The organism is Citrobacter sp. 50677481, from assembly GCF_001463265.1.
GTDB lineage: Bacteria > Pseudomonadota > Gammaproteobacteria > Enterobacterales > Enterobacteriaceae > Citrobacter_A > Citrobacter_A sedlakii.
In genome coordinates this window covers 500,369-519,035 of sequence record NZ_LNHZ01000027.1, presented here as the reverse complement: position 1 = coordinate 519,035, position 18,667 = coordinate 500,369, and the positions used below count along the sequence as shown (strand labels likewise).

At 52.8% G+C, this 18,667-nt stretch carries 19 protein-coding genes; 6 read left to right on the top strand and 13 right to left on the bottom strand.

Annotation, left to right across the window (positions count from 1 at the left end; translation table 11 throughout):
• Positions 1 to 58: 58 nt before the first annotated feature.
• The 3 genes from APU02_RS08265 to ycgZ are packed head-to-tail and all read right to left on the bottom strand — an operon-like array spanning position 59 to position 968.
• Positions 59 to 325 carry a biofilm development regulator YmgB/AriR family protein gene (locus APU02_RS08265; RefSeq protein WP_060569769.1) on the bottom strand — a complete coding sequence of 89 codons (267 nt, stop codon included), beginning with the start codon at positions 323 to 325 and terminating at the stop codon, positions 59 to 61.
• A gap of 46 nt (positions 326 to 371) precedes the next feature.
• Entirely contained in the window at positions 372 to 677 is a 306-nt protein-coding gene (locus APU02_RS08260; protein WP_060569768.1) for a hypothetical protein, read from the bottom strand.
• 51 nt (positions 678 to 728) lie between these two features.
• Positions 729 to 968, bottom strand: a complete 240-nt coding sequence (gene ycgZ, locus APU02_RS08255; protein ID WP_042282993.1) for a regulatory protein YcgZ — start codon at positions 966 to 968, stop codon at positions 729 to 731.
• A 344-nt stretch (positions 969 to 1,312) separates the two neighbouring features.
• On the opposite strand from ycgZ, the gene APU02_RS08250 reads away from it, so the two are divergent.
• On the top strand, positions 1,313 to 2,530 hold the full coding sequence (locus APU02_RS08250) for a diguanylate phosphodiesterase (RefSeq protein ID WP_060569767.1): 1,218 nt from the start codon (positions 1,313 to 1,315) through the stop codon (positions 2,528 to 2,530).
• Positions 2,531 to 2,679: 149 nt separating this feature from the next.
• Positions 2,680 to 3,417, top strand: coding sequence for a MerR family transcriptional regulator (locus tag APU02_RS08245; protein ID WP_042282988.1), 738 nt, complete (start codon positions 2,680 to 2,682; stop codon positions 3,415 to 3,417).
• A 4-nt stretch (positions 3,418 to 3,421) separates the two neighbouring features.
• On the opposite strand, the gene APU02_RS08240 is transcribed toward APU02_RS08245, so the two are convergent.
• Positions 3,422 to 4,783, bottom strand: a complete 1,362-nt coding sequence (locus APU02_RS08240; protein ID WP_060569766.1) for a glycoside hydrolase family 10 protein — start codon at positions 4,781 to 4,783, stop codon at positions 3,422 to 3,424.
• Positions 4,784 to 4,987: 204 nt separating this feature from the next.
• On the opposite strand from APU02_RS08240, the gene APU02_RS08235 reads away from it, so the two are divergent.
• Both APU02_RS08235 and APU02_RS08230 read left to right on the top strand, forming a co-directional pair.
• Entirely contained in the window at positions 4,988 to 5,254 is a 267-nt protein-coding gene (locus APU02_RS08235; RefSeq protein WP_060569765.1) for a DUF1778 domain-containing protein, read from the top strand.
• Positions 5,242 to 5,727: a GNAT family N-acetyltransferase gene (locus tag APU02_RS08230; RefSeq protein ID WP_060569764.1), complete on the top strand. Its 486-nt coding sequence runs from the start codon at positions 5,242 to 5,244 to the stop codon at positions 5,725 to 5,727. The genes APU02_RS08235 and APU02_RS08230 overlap by 13 nt, the downstream gene beginning before the upstream one ends.
• A 277-nt stretch (positions 5,728 to 6,004) precedes the next feature.
• On the opposite strand, the gene APU02_RS08225 is transcribed toward APU02_RS08230, so the two are convergent.
• On the bottom strand, positions 6,005 to 7,468 hold the full coding sequence (locus tag APU02_RS08225; RefSeq protein ID WP_060569763.1) for a PLP-dependent aminotransferase family protein: 1,464 nt from the start codon (positions 7,466 to 7,468) through the stop codon (positions 6,005 to 6,007).
• Between the two features lie 108 nt (positions 7,469 to 7,576).
• Between APU02_RS08225 and APU02_RS08220 the strand changes: the two genes are divergently transcribed.
• Together APU02_RS08220 and tam are read left to right on the top strand one after the other, a co-directional pair.
• Complete coding sequence (locus APU02_RS08220) at positions 7,577 to 8,308, top strand: GNAT family protein (protein ID WP_060569762.1); 732 nt, start codon at positions 7,577 to 7,579, stop codon at positions 8,306 to 8,308.
• A gap of 158 nt (positions 8,309 to 8,466) precedes the next feature.
• Entirely contained in the window at positions 8,467 to 9,225 is a 759-nt protein-coding gene (gene tam / locus APU02_RS08215) for a trans-aconitate 2-methyltransferase (RefSeq protein WP_060569761.1), read from the top strand.
• Between the two features lie 44 nt (positions 9,226 to 9,269).
• On the opposite strand, the gene APU02_RS08210 is transcribed toward tam, so the two are convergent.
• The 8 genes from APU02_RS08210 to sad form a co-directional block, all read right to left on the bottom strand.
• Positions 9,270 to 10,184 carry a bestrophin family protein gene (locus tag APU02_RS08210; protein ID WP_042282973.1) on the bottom strand — a complete coding sequence of 305 codons (915 nt, stop codon included), beginning with the start codon at positions 10,182 to 10,184 and terminating at the stop codon, positions 9,270 to 9,272.
• Positions 10,185 to 10,395: 211 nt separating this feature from the next.
• Positions 10,396 to 11,847: a tagaturonate reductase gene (locus APU02_RS08205; RefSeq protein ID WP_060569760.1), complete on the bottom strand. Its 1,452-nt coding sequence runs from the start codon at positions 11,845 to 11,847 to the stop codon at positions 10,396 to 10,398.
• A gap of 106 nt (positions 11,848 to 11,953) precedes the next feature.
• Complete coding sequence (locus APU02_RS08200; protein ID WP_060569759.1) at positions 11,954 to 12,478, bottom strand: GNAT family N-acetyltransferase; 525 nt, start codon at positions 12,476 to 12,478, stop codon at positions 11,954 to 11,956.
• Positions 12,479 to 12,566: 88 nt separating this feature from the next.
• Entirely contained in the window at positions 12,567 to 14,003 is a 1,437-nt protein-coding gene (locus APU02_RS08195) for a GGDEF domain-containing protein (RefSeq protein WP_060569758.1), read from the bottom strand.
• A gap of 180 nt (positions 14,004 to 14,183) precedes the next feature.
• A complete protein-coding gene (locus APU02_RS08190) occupies positions 14,184 to 14,543 on the bottom strand; it encodes a DUF4186 domain-containing protein (RefSeq protein WP_042282964.1) in 360 nt (119 codons plus the stop codon).
• Positions 14,543 to 15,469 (bottom strand): glutaminase B, encoded by a 927-nt coding sequence (gene glsB, locus APU02_RS08185; RefSeq protein WP_042282961.1) that lies wholly within the window; start codon positions 15,467 to 15,469, stop codon positions 14,543 to 14,545. Before glsB ends, APU02_RS08190 begins: the two co-directional genes overlap by 1 nt.
• Positions 15,470 to 15,532: 63 nt before the next feature.
• Positions 15,533 to 17,110 carry a methyl-accepting chemotaxis protein gene (locus tag APU02_RS08180; RefSeq protein ID WP_060569757.1) on the bottom strand — a complete coding sequence of 526 codons (1,578 nt, stop codon included), beginning with the start codon at positions 17,108 to 17,110 and terminating at the stop codon, positions 15,533 to 15,535.
• Positions 17,111 to 17,258: 148 nt separating this feature from the next.
• Positions 17,259 to 18,647 carry a succinate-semialdehyde dehydrogenase gene (sad, locus tag APU02_RS08175; RefSeq protein ID WP_060569756.1) on the bottom strand — a complete coding sequence of 463 codons (1,389 nt, stop codon included), beginning with the start codon at positions 18,645 to 18,647 and terminating at the stop codon, positions 17,259 to 17,261.
• Positions 18,648 to 18,667 lie beyond the last annotated feature (20 nt).

The window sequence follows — 18,667 nt, the reverse complement described above, 5'->3', positions numbered from 1 at the left end:
AGCCCATCCTGCAACGGGACAGCGTGTCAGGATGGGCCAGAAAGACAGTGGGTAAACCTTAAATATCATCCATGGTGTAGCCAACGACAATTTCCAGTGTTTTCCGTAACACATCAGCCTGTACCACGCTGTCCGTAGTTTCCAGCGCCTGGACCAGCCATAAAATAATCGCTTTATTGGTGATATGCCCATCAGAAGCCATAATGCTGCTGATAGCGGTCGCCAGTACCGCTGACTCCTCGGCAAGACGGTCGCCTGCGTTGCGGAAAAATTCGGACATTGCTGTATCTGGAAGAACTGCGTAAAAATCGGTCTGCTTAAGCATCGCTTGTCTCATGTGCTTTCACCGTTAAGTTGTAAAATGGCGTTGGTTAGTGCATTTTTTTTGTGCTGTCTGACTGGCGACTGCCAAACAGTTCAAGCACGTTGCCCCGTCGTACTGCATGTGAATCTGGTCGGCGCGCGCGTTGACGCTTTCTGGCCGCCATGGCGGTGACTTCGGTCATGACGCTTTGTATGGCCTCTTGTCGTTTACTGTCTCCCGCGTTGGCCTTCATATTTCCCAGCGTCACGATCAGTGCCTGGGTGCTAATGGGACCATGGCTTTTCAGCAGCGTTAATACCGCTTCACCGATAATTTCATCCGTCAGTCGTTCATATTCTTCACTTCTGTTCATAACCGCATCTCTGGTTGCCAACGCTGACACTGGCGTTGGCGTGAACCTCCACTAACGATCAAACAGCAGACCAATCAGCGTGTGATAGTGGTGTTCCTCCGCTTCGCTATTCGCTTTTTCAAGGCGGCTCAGCAATTTAGTACAAAGCGACTTCCTGTTCAGGCTCTTGCCGTCGGTGAGGATTTCCACCACAAGTTGACCCAGGGTTTCCTGCTGAGTCGGCAGGCTAGCTTTATTGAAGTACTGGGCAATCGCATTCGCTGAATCGGACATGTTGATGTTGTGATGCATGTGTGACTCCCATTTGTTTCAATAATCTACAAAGTTGTAATTTAAGTTATACAAATATAGAAAATGTGTACATAGGATGCGTACAAAATAGCATGCTAATTTTTAGCTTTTTGTGCTAACCGTTTAAAATCAATAAATTAAAATCAATAATTTACAATTTGTGTCATCAATAGCTGTACAACATTTTTAGGCGGGAATTGGGTAAATTATGCCAATATTTAGACAATAGAAATGTAACATTTTCCTTTGTGAACATATTGTTAGCGTAAAGTGAGTTTTCTGGAGACGGGAAGGCACGGTTCTGGTAGGGTATTTATGTTCCCTCCTATATATCTGGACTCATCATGCTCACAACGGTTATCTACCGTAGTCATATTTGCGACACTTTTTCTCTGATCTCTCTTGAAAAAATGGTGGCAGCAGCAAAGGTAAAAAACGAACAGGCCAACGTCACCGGGATCCTGTTGTTTAACGGAAAACATTTTTTTCAACTGCTTGAAGGGCCAGAGGAGGGCGTTCAGCAGATCTATCAACACATCATCAACGATGAGAGGCATCATAATCTGGTAGAGTTATTGCGTGACTACGGGCCGTCACGCCGCTTTGGTAAAGTGGGAATGGAGCTTTTCGACCTGCGCGAATTTGCCAGAAATGACGTTTTGCAACACGTACTCGATAAAGGTACCACCCGGTATCAATTGGCGTTTAACGACCGACCGCTGAAATTCTTTCGCACTTTTATAGAGGCGACCGAAAAGGAAAATTATTTTGCCATTCCACCGGCAAATACATGGGAATTTATTGCCGAAGGTGTAAGCAGGGAAAAGAGTGTGCAAGAAGATACCCACGCAGAATGTTGCTTTGCCTTTCAACCATTAATCGATCCTTTCGCCCGGGAGATTGTCGCGCTGGAAGCCTTGCTGCGAACGCCAGACGGACAGGGGCCAGAACGTTATTTCGCCGGGCTTACCGGGACGGCACTTTACGAAGCGGATCTGCACAGTAAAACACAGGCCTTTGCGCTGGCGGGCAGGCTGAATTTGCAGCGATATTCACTGTCGGTGAATGTGTTGCCTATGACGCTGGTCAACATTCCCCACGCGGTACAAACGTTGCTGGACGCCATTGAGCGTTCCGGCCTGGTGCCGGAACAAGTGACGGTTGAATTCACAGAACGCGAAGTGATCTCGGGGCTTGAGCAATTTACCGCCTCTGTCAGACTACTCAAAAGCGTCGGAATTAGCGTGGCGATTGACCACTTTGGCGCCGGCTCTGCGGGCTTGTTATTGCTGTCGCAGTTCCAGCCGGATCGCATAAAAATTAACCGGGAACTCATTATGGATGTCCACAAAAGTGGGCCCCGGCAGGCCATTGTACAAGCGATCGTCAAATGCTGCTCGTCGCTGGAAATAGCGATTTCTGCGGTTGGCGTTGAAAAGGCGGAAGAGTGGATGTGGCTGGAATCAGCCGGTATCAGTCAGTTCCAGGGCTATCTGTTCGCCCGTCCATCTTTAGGAGGTGTCTCGCCGATTGCATGGCCGGAAAGGGCTGCCGATCTTTAATGCCAGGTTAAAAAATTGTTGTTCCATCTTACTGAGAATTGGGAATAAATTCACAAATCCCTGCTTGTACAGGAAAATTTGATTTGTACAGCGCTGGGGGTTTGGTTAACTTATACATGGAAGTACAGCTTTGCAGTAAGAGGGATGCTATGGCTTTTTACAGTATTGGTGATGTGGCCGAACGATGCGGAATCAACCCGGTTACGTTGCGTGCCTGGCAAAGACGCTATGGATTATTAAAACCTCAGCGCAGCGAAGGCGGTCACCGTCAATTCGACGAAGATGACATCAGACGTATCGAAGAGATTAAACGCTGGATCAAAAGCGGCGTGCCGGTGAGTAAGGTTAAAGCGCTGATTGAAGGCAGCCAGACTGCGCAACACGACGGCTGGTTATCGCTTCAGGAAGAGATGATGGTCACACTGCGTCGTGTCAGTCCCGACAAACTGCGCGTACGCATTGATGAACTGGGCGCCAGCTATCCGGTTGATGATGTGATCGATCACATTTTTGTTCCGATGCGTCAACGACTTAATCTTGAGCAGGCTACCGCACGCGTCATGGGCAGTCTGCTGGATGGGGTGCTGATCGACTATGCGATCACGCGCCTGAATGCCTTACGCGCTCAGGCTGATAAAGAGGCTTATCTGCTGTCATGGGAGTGTGAAGACCGGACACGTCTTTGGCTGGAAGGCTGGCGTTTGTCGCAGCAGGGCTGGAATATTCACGTGCTGCCGGAGCCGCTGGAATCGCCGCGCCCGGAAATGTTCCCCGGTCAGGATATTTTCGTCTGGATTGGGAAAGCGCCCACCACGCGCCAGCAAGAACAACTGGCGAGCTGGCGAGAGCAGGGGTATAGCATTGCCCTGCATTCATCGCCGTCCTGAATCGCTACATCTTTTCTTTATTTGACGGGTGACCACTCAGGTTTGCCCAACGCTGTCGTAAATAATGAACGGCCTGCTGCGTTTGCGGCTGATTAAGGTTGTTTTCCCTGAACAGTATTGTGCCGTTGATTTGCGGAACCGAGTCGTTCAGGTCGAGCTGTTTTTTCAGTTCCGGCACGCCGCCGTTTACCGTCCAGTCCGGCTCGTTACGCGAGGGTTCGCCCACCTTATACAACGCCACGCCAATATAAAGTCGGGTTTTCGTAGGCTTCACCACATCCGCCCACCATTTAGCGAGCACATCATAGCGCGCGGCGTCGCGAGAGAAGGGCCAGTACAGCTGCGGCGCGATGTAGTCCAGCAAACCTTGCTGCACCCAACGGCGCGTGTCCGCGTAAGACTCATCATACGCCGCGGCGCCCCGGGTGTCTGAACCGGCGGGATCGTGTGAGCGGTTACGCCAGACCCCTGCCGGACTCACTCCAAACTCTACGTCCGGGTTAATGTGTCGGAGGGTGCGCGACACCTGTTCAATTAACTGCTGCGTATTGTGACGTCGCCAGTCGGCTTTGATATGAAACCCTTCACCGTAGCGCCTGAAGGTCACGCTGTCATTAAGCGCAGATCCCGGCGATTCAGCATAAAAATAGTCGTCGAACTGAACGCCATCAACCGGGTATTTTTTCACGACCTCCGCCACAATACTGGTTATCCAGTCGCGAACCTCCGGGATCCCCGGGTCAAGAACATAGCGGTCGCCAGCTGTACGGATCCAGTCACGGTGAAGGACAAAAACGCTGGCGGGCTGTAGTGACACGGTGCGGTTCAGTTCGGCAACCGTAGAAGGTCGGGTATTAACCGAGACGTGATAAGGATTGAACCATGCGTGAACCCGCATCCCACGCTTATGCGCTTCGTCAAGCATAAACTGCAGCGGATCATAACCGGGGTCCTGGCCAATTTTTCCGGTAAGCATGTCTGACCAGGGCAATATCGCCGAGGGCCAAAGCGAGGTACCGTCAGGTTTTACCTGAAAAAATACGGTATTGATGCCGAGCCGCTGTAAATTATCGAGCTTATCGGTTAGCGCTTTTTGCTGCATGGCGATACGCGAACGCGCGTCGCTGACAGTGACTGACGCGACGGGAGGCCAGTCGAGACGGGAAACCGTCGCCAGCCAGACGCCGCGAACGGGTTCGTTCAACTTTTGTTGTTTCACGGGTGAAGCAGGCGTTGCTGATGGCGGCGTTACCAGCGAGGCGGGTGGTGTAGAAGAGCAACTAGCCAGCAGAAGCGCCGACGCGATTGCAGCCGTGTAAGTCCTGAGACGAAATAAAGGAAGAAAACGAGGAGAACTGATATCCATATACGTCCGTTGCCGGTTAGCGCGAAAGTGAAATTATTGTGGTCTGATTCGAGGGTAAGTCAAGATAACGGCGCGAATGATTTGATAGGTGAGGCGGGAACGAGGCTTTGACGGGATCTTAAAAGTTCTTTAACTGTATAGCATTCGCTATACACGTTTGATGTGTTATGCTTGTAAAGCAATTGCTATACAAGGAGCAGACCTATGAAATCAGATGTTCAGCTTAACCTTAGAGCGAAGGAATCTCAAAGGGCGCTCATCGATGCTGCAGCAGAGATTCTCCATAAATCACGTACAGACTTTATCCTGGAAATGGCATGTCAGGCTGCTGAAAATGTGATCCTCGAGAGACGTGTTTTCAATTTTAACGATGAACATTATGCCGATTTCATCGATATGCTGGACGCCCCGGTAGGGAATGATCCCGTTATAGAGAAACTCCTGGCGAGGAAGCCTCAGTGGGATGTGTAACAGCGCCTGAACCGTTATCGAGTTCCCATCAACTGGCTGAATTCGTCAGCGGAGAAGCCGTTCTCGATGACTGGCTAAAACAGAGAAGTTTAAAAAACCAGTCTTCTGGTGCGGCCCGAACCTTCGTTGTATGTAAAACAGGTACGAGACAAGTGGCTGGTTTTTACTCTCTGGCCACCGGCAGTGTTAATCATGTGGAAGCGACGGGCAATCTCAGGCGCAACATGCCAGATCCCATCCCAGTAATCATTCTGGCTCGCCTGGCAGTTGATGTCTCATTCCATGGAAAAGGGCTTGGTGCGGATTTGCTGCACGATGCGGTTCTGCGCTGTTATCGGGTAGCAGAGAATATTGGCGTTCGTGCGCTCATGGTGCACGCGCTCACTGAGAAGGCCAAAGACTTTTACATTCATCATGGCTTTAAAGCATCGCCAGCGCAAGAACGAACCTTGTACCTTAAACTCCCACAATAGTTTAAAAGAAAAGGGCATGTGCTTGATTTTAACCCACGGGTATTCAGTAGATGAATTGGGGGTACGATGCCATGGTCTATAAAATTCAATTTAACATAATATACATTATGCGCACCAAGGTTTTGTTAGCTCAATACTAGCGTCTATATGTGGGTCATTTTATCCCTACCAAGTCGATAACTCACTTTTCCTGATGAGGAGTTTCTGTGGCTATACATGACGCCGGGATATTCATCATGAAAGAAATTTCTCGTAGATACTTTTCGCTTCAGGACGTTCAGAAGCGACGTTCCTGTTTGCTTAGGGCTGCCAGCACACTAACAGCCTCTGGGATAACCTCCGCTGGCGTATTTCCATAGCCAATAACCAACCCTGCGGCGGCATCGTTGCTGACGCTGTATGAAGAAAAGGCCTGAACGCCTATGCCATGCTGACGTGCGAGTGAGACAATTTTCTTATCGTCGGTGCCAGGTGCAAGCAAAAGCGTCAGATGCATACCTGATTTCCCGCCAAGCACTTGTTCCGGTGAAAAATGTTCTGTCAGGGCCTGCCGCAAGATCCGCTGACGCTCACGGTAAAGTCGGCGCATACGGCCCAGGTGACGACCAAACTCACCACTTTTCATAAAGTCTGCCAGGGCAAGTTGCTGAAGCTGCTGACCACTGCGCATAATTTCATTCAGCACCGTGCTGGCCTGCTTCATCACGTTCGCCGGAAATACCACATAACCGAGCTTTAGCGACGGAAACATTGTCTTGCTGAACGAGCCGATATAAAACACGGGTGCGTCTTCCGTAAGGCCCTGCATGCTGGCAATTGGGCCACCGGAGTGCCTGAAGTCGCCGTCATAGTCATCTTCAATCAGCCAGGCGTCCTTCCTGGCAGCTTGTGTAATCAGCGACAGCCTTCGTGAAACAGATAAGACGGCGCCGGTGGGATACTGATGAGCAGGTGTAAGGTAGATAAGTTTTGGCGCACGGTTCTGCCAGGCATCCTCCGGTATACATACCCCTTCCCCATCCACCTTCATCATCTCCATGTGCAGATTACCTGCAGAAAATGCCGCTTTAGCGCCCCGGTAGCCAGGTTCCTCCATCCAGACCGTGTCGCCCGGATCTGTGAGCAGGGTCACGCAGAGTTCCAGCGCCTGCCTGGCACCTTCTGTAATGACGATCCGGTGCGGATCGCAGCGGACTCCTCGCGCAACATGAAGATGCGTCGCTATAGCGTCACGCAAGGCGTACTCGCCCGTTGGAGCGCCATAACCCAGCATGCGAGGCATAAACTGCCGGTTTGCCCGCTCGATGGCGCGACGCCAGACAGTAATCGGAAATTCTTTTATCGCGGGCATACCGGGAGATAGCAACGCATCAGACTCCGGTTGCAATGGATTAGTGATAAAGGGAGTCAGACGGGTAGCAAGCTGAACGGTACCGGGTCTGGATTGCATTGGTGCAGTGGCCTTACTGGCCAGGCCGGATACAGGCGCCACGCGCGTGCCTTGCCTGTCAGCCAGAATATACCCTTCAGCCGCAAGGTGCTCATAGACATTCACCACGGTGTTTCGCGATATGCCGAGCTCTTTCGCCAGCGCGCGGGAGGACATCAGCCTGGTGTCTGCAGGCAAGTAACCGCTCAGTATCGCCTGCTGTATACGTTCGGTCAGTTGCTTCTGCAGGGATACCGGCCTGCCGTCCGGGCTAATGGCATCTGGCTTCAGGGGCTCGGTAATATCAAGCATGTATCGTGGACCTGTAAAAAATAGATCTTGTGGACCTTTCAAGAGTACCACAAGAACGTCATGATCCCGCGACGGTAATATTTATTGGTTGAGGAGCAGACAATAGTCATGACACAGAGACTAAATACTTTTAATCAACCGGTAGGCGTGGAGCTTACGGGTTGGAAAGGTGCCATTTTCCCTGACGAAAGACGCCTTGAAGGACGCTACTGCCGACTTGAGCGTATCAACACCGCCCGCCATGCGGCAGAGCTTTATGCGGCCTATCGCGAAGCGCCTGACTGGCGTGACTGGACCTATCTTCCTTCAGGGCCTTTTGAAACGTTTGATTCTTATCGCGATTATTTGCTGAATATTGAAAAAAAGACGGATCCGATGCATTACGCCGTGATTGATTCCACCAGTGGCAAGGCGGTGGGTACGGTTGCCCTTATGCGGATTGACGCTTGCAATGGTGTAATTGAGATAGGCAGCGTGACGTATTCACGACACATGCAGCGCACGCGCATTTCTACCGAGGTGATGGCGCTTTTTTTGCGCCACGTGTTTAAGGATCTCGGCTACCGTCGATTTGAGTGGAAATGTGACTCGCTGAATGCCCCGTCCCGGGCGGCTGCGGAGCGTTTTGGCTTCCGGTTTGAAGGTATTTTCCGGCAGGCGTTGGTTTACCACGGACGTAACCGTGATACTGCCTGGTACTCAGTCATTGACAGCGAATACCCTGCGCTGCGCGTTGCCTATGAAAAGTGGCTCGCACCCACCAGTTTCGATGAAAATGGATGCCAGCGGGAAAAGCTCAGCCAGCTTATTAATGAGGCATGCGCCAGGGATAGCGTCTGAAAATTTTTCAGATCATCTCTTTCTGTCATCTTAACGCCGATTATTTTTAACAAGCGTATAAAATTACAGAATGAAGGGCTGACAATTTCAGATAAAGGTCCAGGGTTTAAGTATAGGAACAAACATCAATCACTCATCTCATCTACAGGAGACTGCCAATGTCCGACTGGAATCCTTCGCTCTATATGCAATATGGCGCCGAACGTTCGCGGCCTGCGGCAGAGCTGTTGACGAGAGTTATGCATGAGCACGTCCAGTCAGTTGTCGATTTGGGATGTGGACCGGGCAATAGCACCGCTCTACTCCGCCATCGCTGGCCAGATGCCGTGATCGTTGGCGTGGATAGCTCACCATCAATGCTGAACGAAGCGCGAAAAGCGTTGCCGGATTGTCAGTTTATCGAAGCCGATATTCGCGACTTTCATGCTGCCACAGCGCCTGATGTGCTGTATGCCAACGCTTCGCTTCAGTGGATCGACGATCACTACACGCTGTTCCCCCGCCTCGTTTCTTTGCTTAATTCACGTGGCGTCTTGGCCGTGCAAATGCCCGATAATACGCTGGAGCCGTCGCATGTTCTGATGCGCGAAGTGGCTTATGAGCAAAATTATCCCAACCACGGACGCGAGCCGCTTCCTGGCGTTCACGCTTATTACGATATCCTAAGCGAAGCCGGTTGCGAGGTGGATATCTGGCGCACAACCTACTACCACCAAATGCCAACCCATCAGGCGATAATCGACTGGGTCAGTGCGACCGGGCTGCGGCCCTGGTTACAGGATCTTAATGAGCCAGCGCAAAAACGCTATCTTGCCCGCTATCACGCGCTGTTACAGGAGCAGTACCCGCTTCAGGAAGATGGGCAGATACTGCTGGCATTCCCACGACTGTTCATGGTCGCCCGTCGCCTGACATAACGATCGAGCGCGCGCCGCGTTTAACAACGATACAGCCAGGAAGGTTATGTCAGTTGATAGTGCTTGTCCGGAACGTGCTTCGCCGGAATGGCTGTTTCATTGTTCATTTGAAGCAGATCGATCTCGATGGCATTACAGATAGCATCAAGCGGCAAGTCGTTGTTTTCCGTACCGAACGGATCTTCCAGTTCCTCTGCCAACGCATCCAGGGAGATAAAGGTATAGGAGATCAGTACCGAGATAAACGGCGTCATGTAATGCAGGTCAACAACCAGCGCAAACGGCAGCATGATGCAAAACAGGTACACCGTGCGATGCAGGATCAACGTATACGCAAATGGCACCGGCGTATTGGCGATTCTCTCGCATCCTGCCAGCACCGCTGACATATCGTTTAACCGATTGTTTAAACTGTGAAATAATATATCAGACAAACGTCCGTCGCGCCGACGAACAGCCAGCCACTCCCCCATCAGCAGCAGAATGCGGTTTGCCGGAGAGTGCGCGGCGAAGACCTGTTTCAGATCTTCCGCGTTGAGGTATTTCGCCAGAGGTTCGGCCTGCGGTTTTCGCCGCAGCGTCATGCGCAAACAATGGGCAAAGGCAATTTGCAGGCGAACAAATTCTCCAGACTGCGTGTCGTCCGGGAGCGTGGTTTTGACTTCCCGCAACAGCGACCGTGAGGCAATCATTAACTGTCCCCACAGTTGTCTCGCTTCGACGTAACGTGCGTAGCAGGCGTTGTTGCGAAACCCTAAAAATATCGCGATGGCCACACCAAGGATGCTGAACGGCGCAAGCGTGAACTTGATACCGAGCATGGTGTACCACGGAAGCATGATGATAACAGCGATGGAAAGCAGGAAATTCAGCAGTAAACGAGAAGAGATTTTAGCTAAAACGGAGCCATGCCAGACGAATATCAGGCGTAGCCAATGCTGTTGAGGACGAACAATCATGACGGTTTTCAGAAAAGAAGCGAATCCCGTTATTAAACGTGATCTGGATCAAACTTACAACTTTCTTGAAACGGGCCATGTTATATCTGTCAGACTGTTAACGGCTTAGGAGTCACAGATCGACAGGTATAAAAATAGATTGTATGTTGTAACTAATTAGCATATACAATAAACCCGGCCTTCGCCGGGTCAATCTTATCGCACACTTATTTTAGCATAGCGGTTTTACCGCTTCGCGCATGCCTTTGCTCAGGATGTTGTCGAGATCGCTGGTCACCTGCTCCACCAGTCCTGGGACATTGGTCAGGTCCTGCTCCCAGTGTTCCTCTGCGGCCAGAACGGCGCTAACCAGTTGCTGCGTACTCAGTTGGCGATCGCCATGCTGGCTCCAGAGCTGCTGGAAACGGGTGATCCAGTGCGCGTCATCCTGCACCGGATACGCTTCACCGCCACGTTCCCCGCGGTAGAAGGCAATCAGCGCGGCTAAAGCAAACGTCAAACGCGCCGGTAATTTACCGTTGGCCCTCTGCCCTGCCAGCAGTTGCGGAAGAATACGGGTGCGGAATTTCGTCATGCCGTTCAGAGCGATCGACAGTAACTGATGCTTAATGTACGGGTTACGGAAACGTCCGGTGACCGCGCTGGCGAACGATTCCAGTTCATCACGCGGCAAATCAAGCACAGGAATGATTTCCTGATAGACAGCCTTTTCCACAAAAGCGCAGATATCGCTATCATTCATCGCCTCGCCGACCGTATCCAGACCCGCCTGGAACGCGACCGGAACCAGCGCGGTGTGCGCGCCGTTCAGAATGGCTACCTTACGCTCTTTATAAGGCTTGATATCATCGACGATTAAAACATTCAGCGGGTATTTGTCGAGGCGTAGCTCGGAAGCCAGGGTCTTCGGTCCCTGGATAACAAACAGGTAGAAATGCTCGGCGGTATCCAGGAAGCCATCGTGATAACCCAGTTCTGCTTCCAGTTGTGCCACTTCATCTCGTGGGTAACCCGTCACAATACGGTCCACCAGCGTCGAGCAAAACACATTAGCCTCATCCAGCCAGGTAACAAAGGCCGCCGGCAGTGACCATTCCTGCGCATAGCGCAGCACCAGTTCACGCAGCGCGTCGCCGTTATAGTCGATCAGCTCACAAGGAATAATAATCCAGCCTTTATCCTGCGCGCCGTTGAAATGACTAAAGCGCTCAAACAACAGGCGCGTCAGCTTCGCCGGATAGCTCACCGCCGGGGCATCATCGAACTTATCGCCCGCATGGTAGCTGATGCCCGCTTCGGTGGTGTTAGAGAAGACAAAACGCATGTCCGGGTTGTGCGCCAGCTTCAGGAACGCATCGTACTCACCATAAACACTGATCTCACGGTTCACTGAACGAATCAAACGCGCATCGCTGACGGCCTCGCCCTGCTCATTCAAGCCGCGAATGATTGTTGTATAAAGCCCATCCTGCGTGCTGAGCGATGGCGGGAAAGCGCTGTCGATGGGACGTACAATCACCACACCGGCGTTCAGATCGGTATGTTCATTGAGCAGATCGATCTGCCAGTCAACAAAGGCGCGCAGAAAGTTACCTTCACCAAACTGAATGATGCGTTCAGGATAGTGGGCACCGGGAAAATCGCTACGGTTTAGAGTTTTCACAATGGGTTCCCTTTCGATTAGTCATACAACCTGATTAAATTGGTAGAACAGGTTAGCAAAACTTTACGCCAGTAAAACCCCGTTTTGATCAAGTGATAGCGATAAATCAAAGCGCTTTGTAGAAAACTGTGGTGCCGGTCAGCGTTCCATCAGGCATCAGCGCATAATCAGGTATCACACCCGCTTTTTGCCACCCGCACGAGTGGTAGAACAACTCGGCGTCGCTACCGGTGGCGGTGTCCAGGACCAGTTGTGTTTTACACTGTTCCCGTGCGCACGTTTCAAGCGCCTGCATCAGATGGCGGGCCAGTCCCTGCCGCCGCGCCGAAGAGTGAACGAGCAGTTTAGCGACATCCGCCCGATGAGGCTGGTTTTCGGGTTGCCGGGTAATGAGCTGCACGGTGCCAACAATCACGCCCTGCTGATTTTCAATAACGAGAACCTGTCGCTCGCCTCTGCCCACGCTTTGGGCGACATCGTTCCAGAAAACATTCGCTTTTTGACGATCGAAGGGGGAAAGAAAACTGACCGACGCGCCGCGATTGACGCAGTCAGTCAGAAGATCACTGAGTTCATCCTGTCGCGCGAGAAGCGTCTCAGCGCTCAATAACATACAGGGGGGTAATGGCATTATAAGGGCTCCTTGAGTAGACCTTGATACCATGCACTTAACATTGTGATAACACAACATGCCGGTCATAGCAGTTTGTTATGACGTCTTACGCCAGATCGCTTTCTGACAGTATCGCCAGGTCAGCCTGGCGAGCGCTGGTACGATTACGCCCCTCTCTCTTCGAGCGGTACAGACACTCATCCGCTTCCACCATCAGCGTGTTGAAAAGCTCCGTCAGCGTGCGTCCTGCCACCCTGCCGTTCCCCAGACCAATACTGACCGTCAGATAGACGCTTTGCTGTTGCCAGTTGAAAGGTTGTAGCGCTACGGCTTTACGGAGAGTTTCAGCGATACGCATTCCTTCTTCAGGATGCAGTGTCGGCATGACCACAGCAAATTCTTCGCCGCCCATGCGGGCAATGAGTCCTTTGCCGCCAACAATTTTTTGCAGTTGTTGAGCAAACACCCGCAGCACCCGATCGCCACATTCATGGCCGTGGCTGTCATTGATGCTCTTGAAGAAATCGATGTCCAGAAGCATAACGGTAAAATGCTGTGTTGCCGGCGCATCCTGCCGCTTCAGCGCCTCGTAAAGGCCCGAGCGCGAGTAAACCTGAGTCAGGAAATCAAAATCGGCGCGTAAAGAAACCTGTTTCATCAGGGAATTAATTGCCGCTACGCTAACTGAAACCATAATGGGGCAAATGGCCATGGTGGCAATCCCCAGCCTCGCGGAAAACATCTGCGGGATCGAGAATGGCGACGCAACGGCGATATCGATTATTGAATTTGCCACCAGCACGATTTCCACCGCACCGGTAATAAAAGTTAACAGACAGGTCACCTGAGGCGTATAGCGTACGGCGCACCAGATAAGCGCAGGAAGGGGAAAGGCAAGGCTCCCTGCTCCGCCAATGATCACCGAGGCCAACACCGAGACGATCAGCGCGATAACCGGCATCATCTGTTCCGGCTTGAAGCGTGTAACGACGCCCGGCATGCCGAGAGTCATCATACAGGGGATAATTAACACGCCCGTTGAAAATTGCTCGCTAAACCAGTCAGCAAACAACGGCCAGAAGGAAAGACGATCAATGCCTACCGAGCCTGTCGCGCCGACCAGGGCACAGATCAATGCGGCGATCAGACAGTAATTAAATAAGCGTAAAGCGCTAATCGGCTGATATTTATTTTTCCCCAGTCGTTTATCACGAATGACCAGTTGGGCGACAATAACAATAAACACCATATTGGAGAGATTAATCACCAACGACACCCAACCCCATTGCGTGGTGAGCGCATCATAGCCAAGCATCGCAACATAACTTACCGCGTAGTAATCCAGTCGGTTTAACCAGACGAAGCGAGCAAAAATCCCGGCCAGTACGCCATTTAGCGGCCAGAACAGCGACAGTTCATGAATCAGGCGCAGCTCTGCGCCGATAAAATAGAACAGTGTGGTGAACGCAAATACCGCGACCGCATTACGCAGTGGACGATCTTCCTGAAACAGGCGGAAAGAAGGAATGGGAAGTGATTGCATTAACTCTCTGTCCATATCACTGCCGGGGGCAATTATCTCTGCGGCGTAATGGTAATATTTTGAGAATAGCATGAATTATTCTCAAAGATAGTCATTACCGGCAGCGTTAACCTGTTATTTTCCCGGCTGGAATAAAATAAACCCTGGCAATTTCACGGTTTTACACTACGCCGTTAATTATCAGGTTTTATTCATTTGAATAACCAGCCAGTGATGAATAACCGCAACAATATAACGTTGTTGCTCTTCAGTCAGCGCGTCGCCTTGCGGGATCGCATGCCATTTAGCAAGACAGCCGCGACAGCAGGTCGCCGTGGCATGCTGGGCAATAAAAACGGGATGGCCGCGCATCGGGGTTTGTTTGCCGTCGTTCAGCGGAATGGCGGGCGCAAGTCGTTTTGCCACAAAGTCTGCGGCGTGCTGGTCAATAACCTCTGCGCCTTTATCCCAGCAGTACTGCCGCTCTTTCGGCCCGAGACGAAAACGGGAGCGAAACGTTGAACGGGAAAGTCGTGCAAACAGGGAATCAAATGTATTCATCAGTACACCGAACGACCTAACCGCTTTGTCAGTTGCTCCAGCGCGGCGATGCCCGCCAGCGAATTACCGGTCGGGTCCAGCTCAGGACTCCAGACGGCTATTGCCATTTCGTGGGGAACGATCGCCACGATCCCGCCGCCGACGCCCGACTTCGCCGGTAGACCGACGCGCCAGGCAAATTCGCCGGCGTTCTGATACATTCCACTGGTCGCCATCAGCGCATTGATCTGCCTGGCCTGTAAAGGCGTCACCACCGGTTCATCAAGGTGAAACGCCTTTCCCTGATTAGCAAGAAAGACAAAGGTCCGCGCGAGCTCAACGCAATTCATCTTTAGCGCGCAGTAATGGAAGTAATTTTGCAGCACCGTCGTGACGTCATGATGGAAGTTGCCGAAGGACTTCATCAGCCAGGCGATAGCGGCGTTACGGGCGGAATGCTCGAATTCAGAACGAGCGACCACCGTATCGTAACCGACGTCCGAAACGCCGCTCAGCGCACGGACAATTTCCAGCATGCGCTGACGCGGCGCGCTCAGCCGCCCCTGTAACATATCGCAGACCACCAGCGCGCCCGCGTTGATAAACGGATTGCGCGGGATCCCCTGCTCCATCTCCAGTTGCACCAGCGAGTTAAACGGCGAACCGGAAGGATCTTTTCCGACGCGCTGCCAGATCTCATCTTCCGCATAGTGGCGCATCGCGACCACCAGACTGAGCACCTTAGAGATAGATTGAATCGAAAAGCGTTCAGTCGCGTCCCCCGCCTGCCAGCGCTGACCGTCAACGGTACAAATCGCAATGCCCAGCCGGGCGCCGTCAACGGAGGCGAGCGCAGGGATGTAGTCAGCCACTTTTCCCTGGCCGATCAGTGGACGAACCTCAGCCAGAATGGTCTCTAAAATTGAATTGTCCAGGGCGATTGCCACCGTCTGCTCCTTGCCTGCCAGTCAGAAAAGGCCTGGGAGTATAGCAGAGCGAAATGTGTCACGTCAGGCCGGAAGACGAAATCGCGCCACGGCGTTGATCAACTGATGTGACTCCGCATGCAATTGCTGTGAGGACGCCGACGCGGTATCCACCAGCTCCCGCGTATCGCTCGCCGCCCGGTTAAGCGCCTGCAACTGACGCGTCATCTCATGAATGCGGCTACCCTGATGCAGCGTGGCGGTAGAAATATCCTTTAACGACGCGCCCAGGTTATCCACCAGAGCCATCACCTGCTGAAAGTTTTTTTCCAGATGGTTTACCGCATCGGAACCCTCTTCAATCCCCTCCAGCGAATGATGGATCAGCGCCTGGATATCCTGCGTTGACTGACTGCTCTTACGCGCCAGCACCCCCACTTCCCTGGCGACGACCGCAAAGCCTCGCCCCTGCTCCCCGGCATGTGCCGCCTCAATTGCCGCATTCAGCGCCAGAATATTGGTCTGGAACGCAACGTTATCGATAAGCGCGACAATCCCGCGCATTTCTGAAGAGCGATCGACAATCGCCTGCATCGAACGGTTGACCGTATCCATCATTCTGTCGCCGCCGGCAGCAATCGTCCGCGCGTCTTCCGCGCGCTGATTTGCCCGCTGCGCGATCCCGCTGTTATCTTCAACGTGATTTTCAAGTACAGACACCTGCGCCGTGACGTTGCTCAGTTCTTCGCTTTGCCGGGCGGACTGCTGGTACAGCCGCTGATTGTTCTGCGCCAGTCGATCGATGTTATCCGCCATTGCCGCCGTCGCATCGCTCACCTGTTGAACAAGCTCGCGAAGTCCCTGCTGCATTGCGCCAATACGTTTCGAAAGCTGTGACACTTCACGATTAAACTGCGGCACCGCGGGGACTGTCAGAGAAAGATCGCCTGCCGCCAGAATATTAATATGCCCGATAAGCTGACGCAGCGGCGTTATAACCCAACGTGACATTCCCCACCACACGGCCACCGCAATTACCAGCAGCATGACAGGTAGCGCCCAGAACAGGCGCTGAAGGTTAAGCAAGCGATCAAGCAACTGCTGGCGTCCTTGCTCTCTCGCTTGTGCGTTAACCTTTTGCACCCGGCTATAGTTCTCATTGAAATCGGCCTGGAATGCCTGTACCGGCACCGCAAAGAAGGCATCGATCGATTGTGTTTCGCTTAATCCCTCCACCTGCTCCGCTATCCCGCCGCTGAAGCGCTGATAGCTTTCTACCAGACCGGTATCCGCACGCGGATCCATCTTTCGCCAGGCGTCCCACGCCGCGCCGGACTGCTGAAGCGCCAGCCTTGCCTCATCAATAAGCGCTTGCCAGCTTCCTTCTGAGCCTGTCGCGGCATCCTGCATAAAGTACACTCCCGCGCGGTTAAGCAGGTCGCTTGCCGTCAGCAATGCGATACGCGACGCCTCCAGCGTTGCCTGCTGGCGTAGCGCCAGTTGATTGTGCTGTTCGTTCTCCCGCGCCTGACTGACGGAAAATGACAGCATCAGCGTGGAAGTCACCTGCAGCACGCTGAATAGCGCAATAATGCAAAAAATGCCGGTAAGCAGGCCAAACTGACGGCGGACAACACGGCGTAAAATTTGAGTTAAGTTCATAATATTCTTCAGTATCAACACGTTATACGCGAGTCTACGAAGCGTAAATGACAAAACTATGGCAGAAATATGACAGGTCGAATTGGATTACGCAGACGCCGGGTAGGCAGTGCTACCCGGCTGAGACAGGTTAGCTAACGCAGCGGGATTAAACGCGGTTCTTCCACACCGTCTGGACGTTGCAAAACTCATGCAGGCCAAAGTGAGAAAGCTCGCGACCAAAACCGCTCTTTTTCACGCCTCCAAACGCCACGCGGGCATCGCTGGCGCTGAAGCCATTAATAAAGACGCCGCCGCATTCAAGGCGAGCGGCCATTTCCCTGGCGCGAACCTCATCCGCCGTAAAAAGGGTCGCAGACAGGCCAAAATCGCTATCATTGGCCAGTTCCAGCGCGTGTTCAACATTTTTCGCTACGGTAATGGCGGCAACCGGCCCGAACAATTCCTCACGGAACGCGGTCATTTCAGGCGTGACGTTAGCCAGCACCGTCACCGGGTAATAATTCCCCTTTCCGGCCATTTTCTCACCACCCAGCAGCAGTTGCGCCCCCTGCGCAAGCGTGGCCTGTACTTGCTCATGCAACTCGTCACGCAGATCGAAACGCGCCATCGGGCCAAGATCGTTGTGCTCGTCAAGCGGATTCCCCATTTTCAGCGCCGCGGCAGCGGCCACAAAACGTTCGGTAAACGTATCGGCAATCCCTTCTTCGATAATAAAACGTTTCGCTGCCGCGCAAACCTGCCCGGTATTCTGGTAACGTCCGGCCACCGCCGCTTTCACCGCCAAATCCAGATCGGCGTCGTTAAGGACAATAAACGGATCGGAACCGCCCAGTTCAAGCACACATTTTTTCAGCGCCGCCCCGGCCTGAGCGCCGATTGCCGCGCCGGCGCGAACGCTTCCCGTGACGGTCACAGCGGCAATTCGTCGGTCCTGGATGACAGCGCTGACGCCAGCGTTATCGGCGTTCAACCAGCCATAAACGCCCGTCGGGATCTCCGCTTCCGCAAACACTTGCGCGATGATTTGCGCGCAGCCCGTCACGCATGGCGCGGGTTTTAACAGGTAGCCATTCCCCGCCAGCAAAATCGGCACCGCCCCGCGCAGCACCTGCCAGAGCGGAAAGTTCCAGGGCATCACCGCCAGAATGGTGCCGAGCGGTCGGTACTCAATCACCGCCTGCTGATTTTCCACCAGCGTCGGCTCGGTCGCCAACATCGCCGGACCGTGCTCTGCATACCAGTCGCAAAGCGCCGCTGACTTAGCGACTTCGGCGCGCGCCTGTTTAACAGGTTTGCCCATTTCACGGGTAATGCACTGTGCCATTTCTTCACCATGAACACGCAGCGCCTGACCGAGATCACGCAGCTTTTGCGCGCGAAACGCCACACTGGTGCGCTTCCATGTCGCGAAGCCCTGCTCAGCAAGCGATAAAGCCCGCTCGATATCGTGCTGGCTGGCCCACGGTAACGCGGACAGCTGTTCGCCAGTATCGGGATTAACAGAAATGGCATGTGTTGCAGATGAAATCGTCACAGGGTTTCTCCATTGTTGGT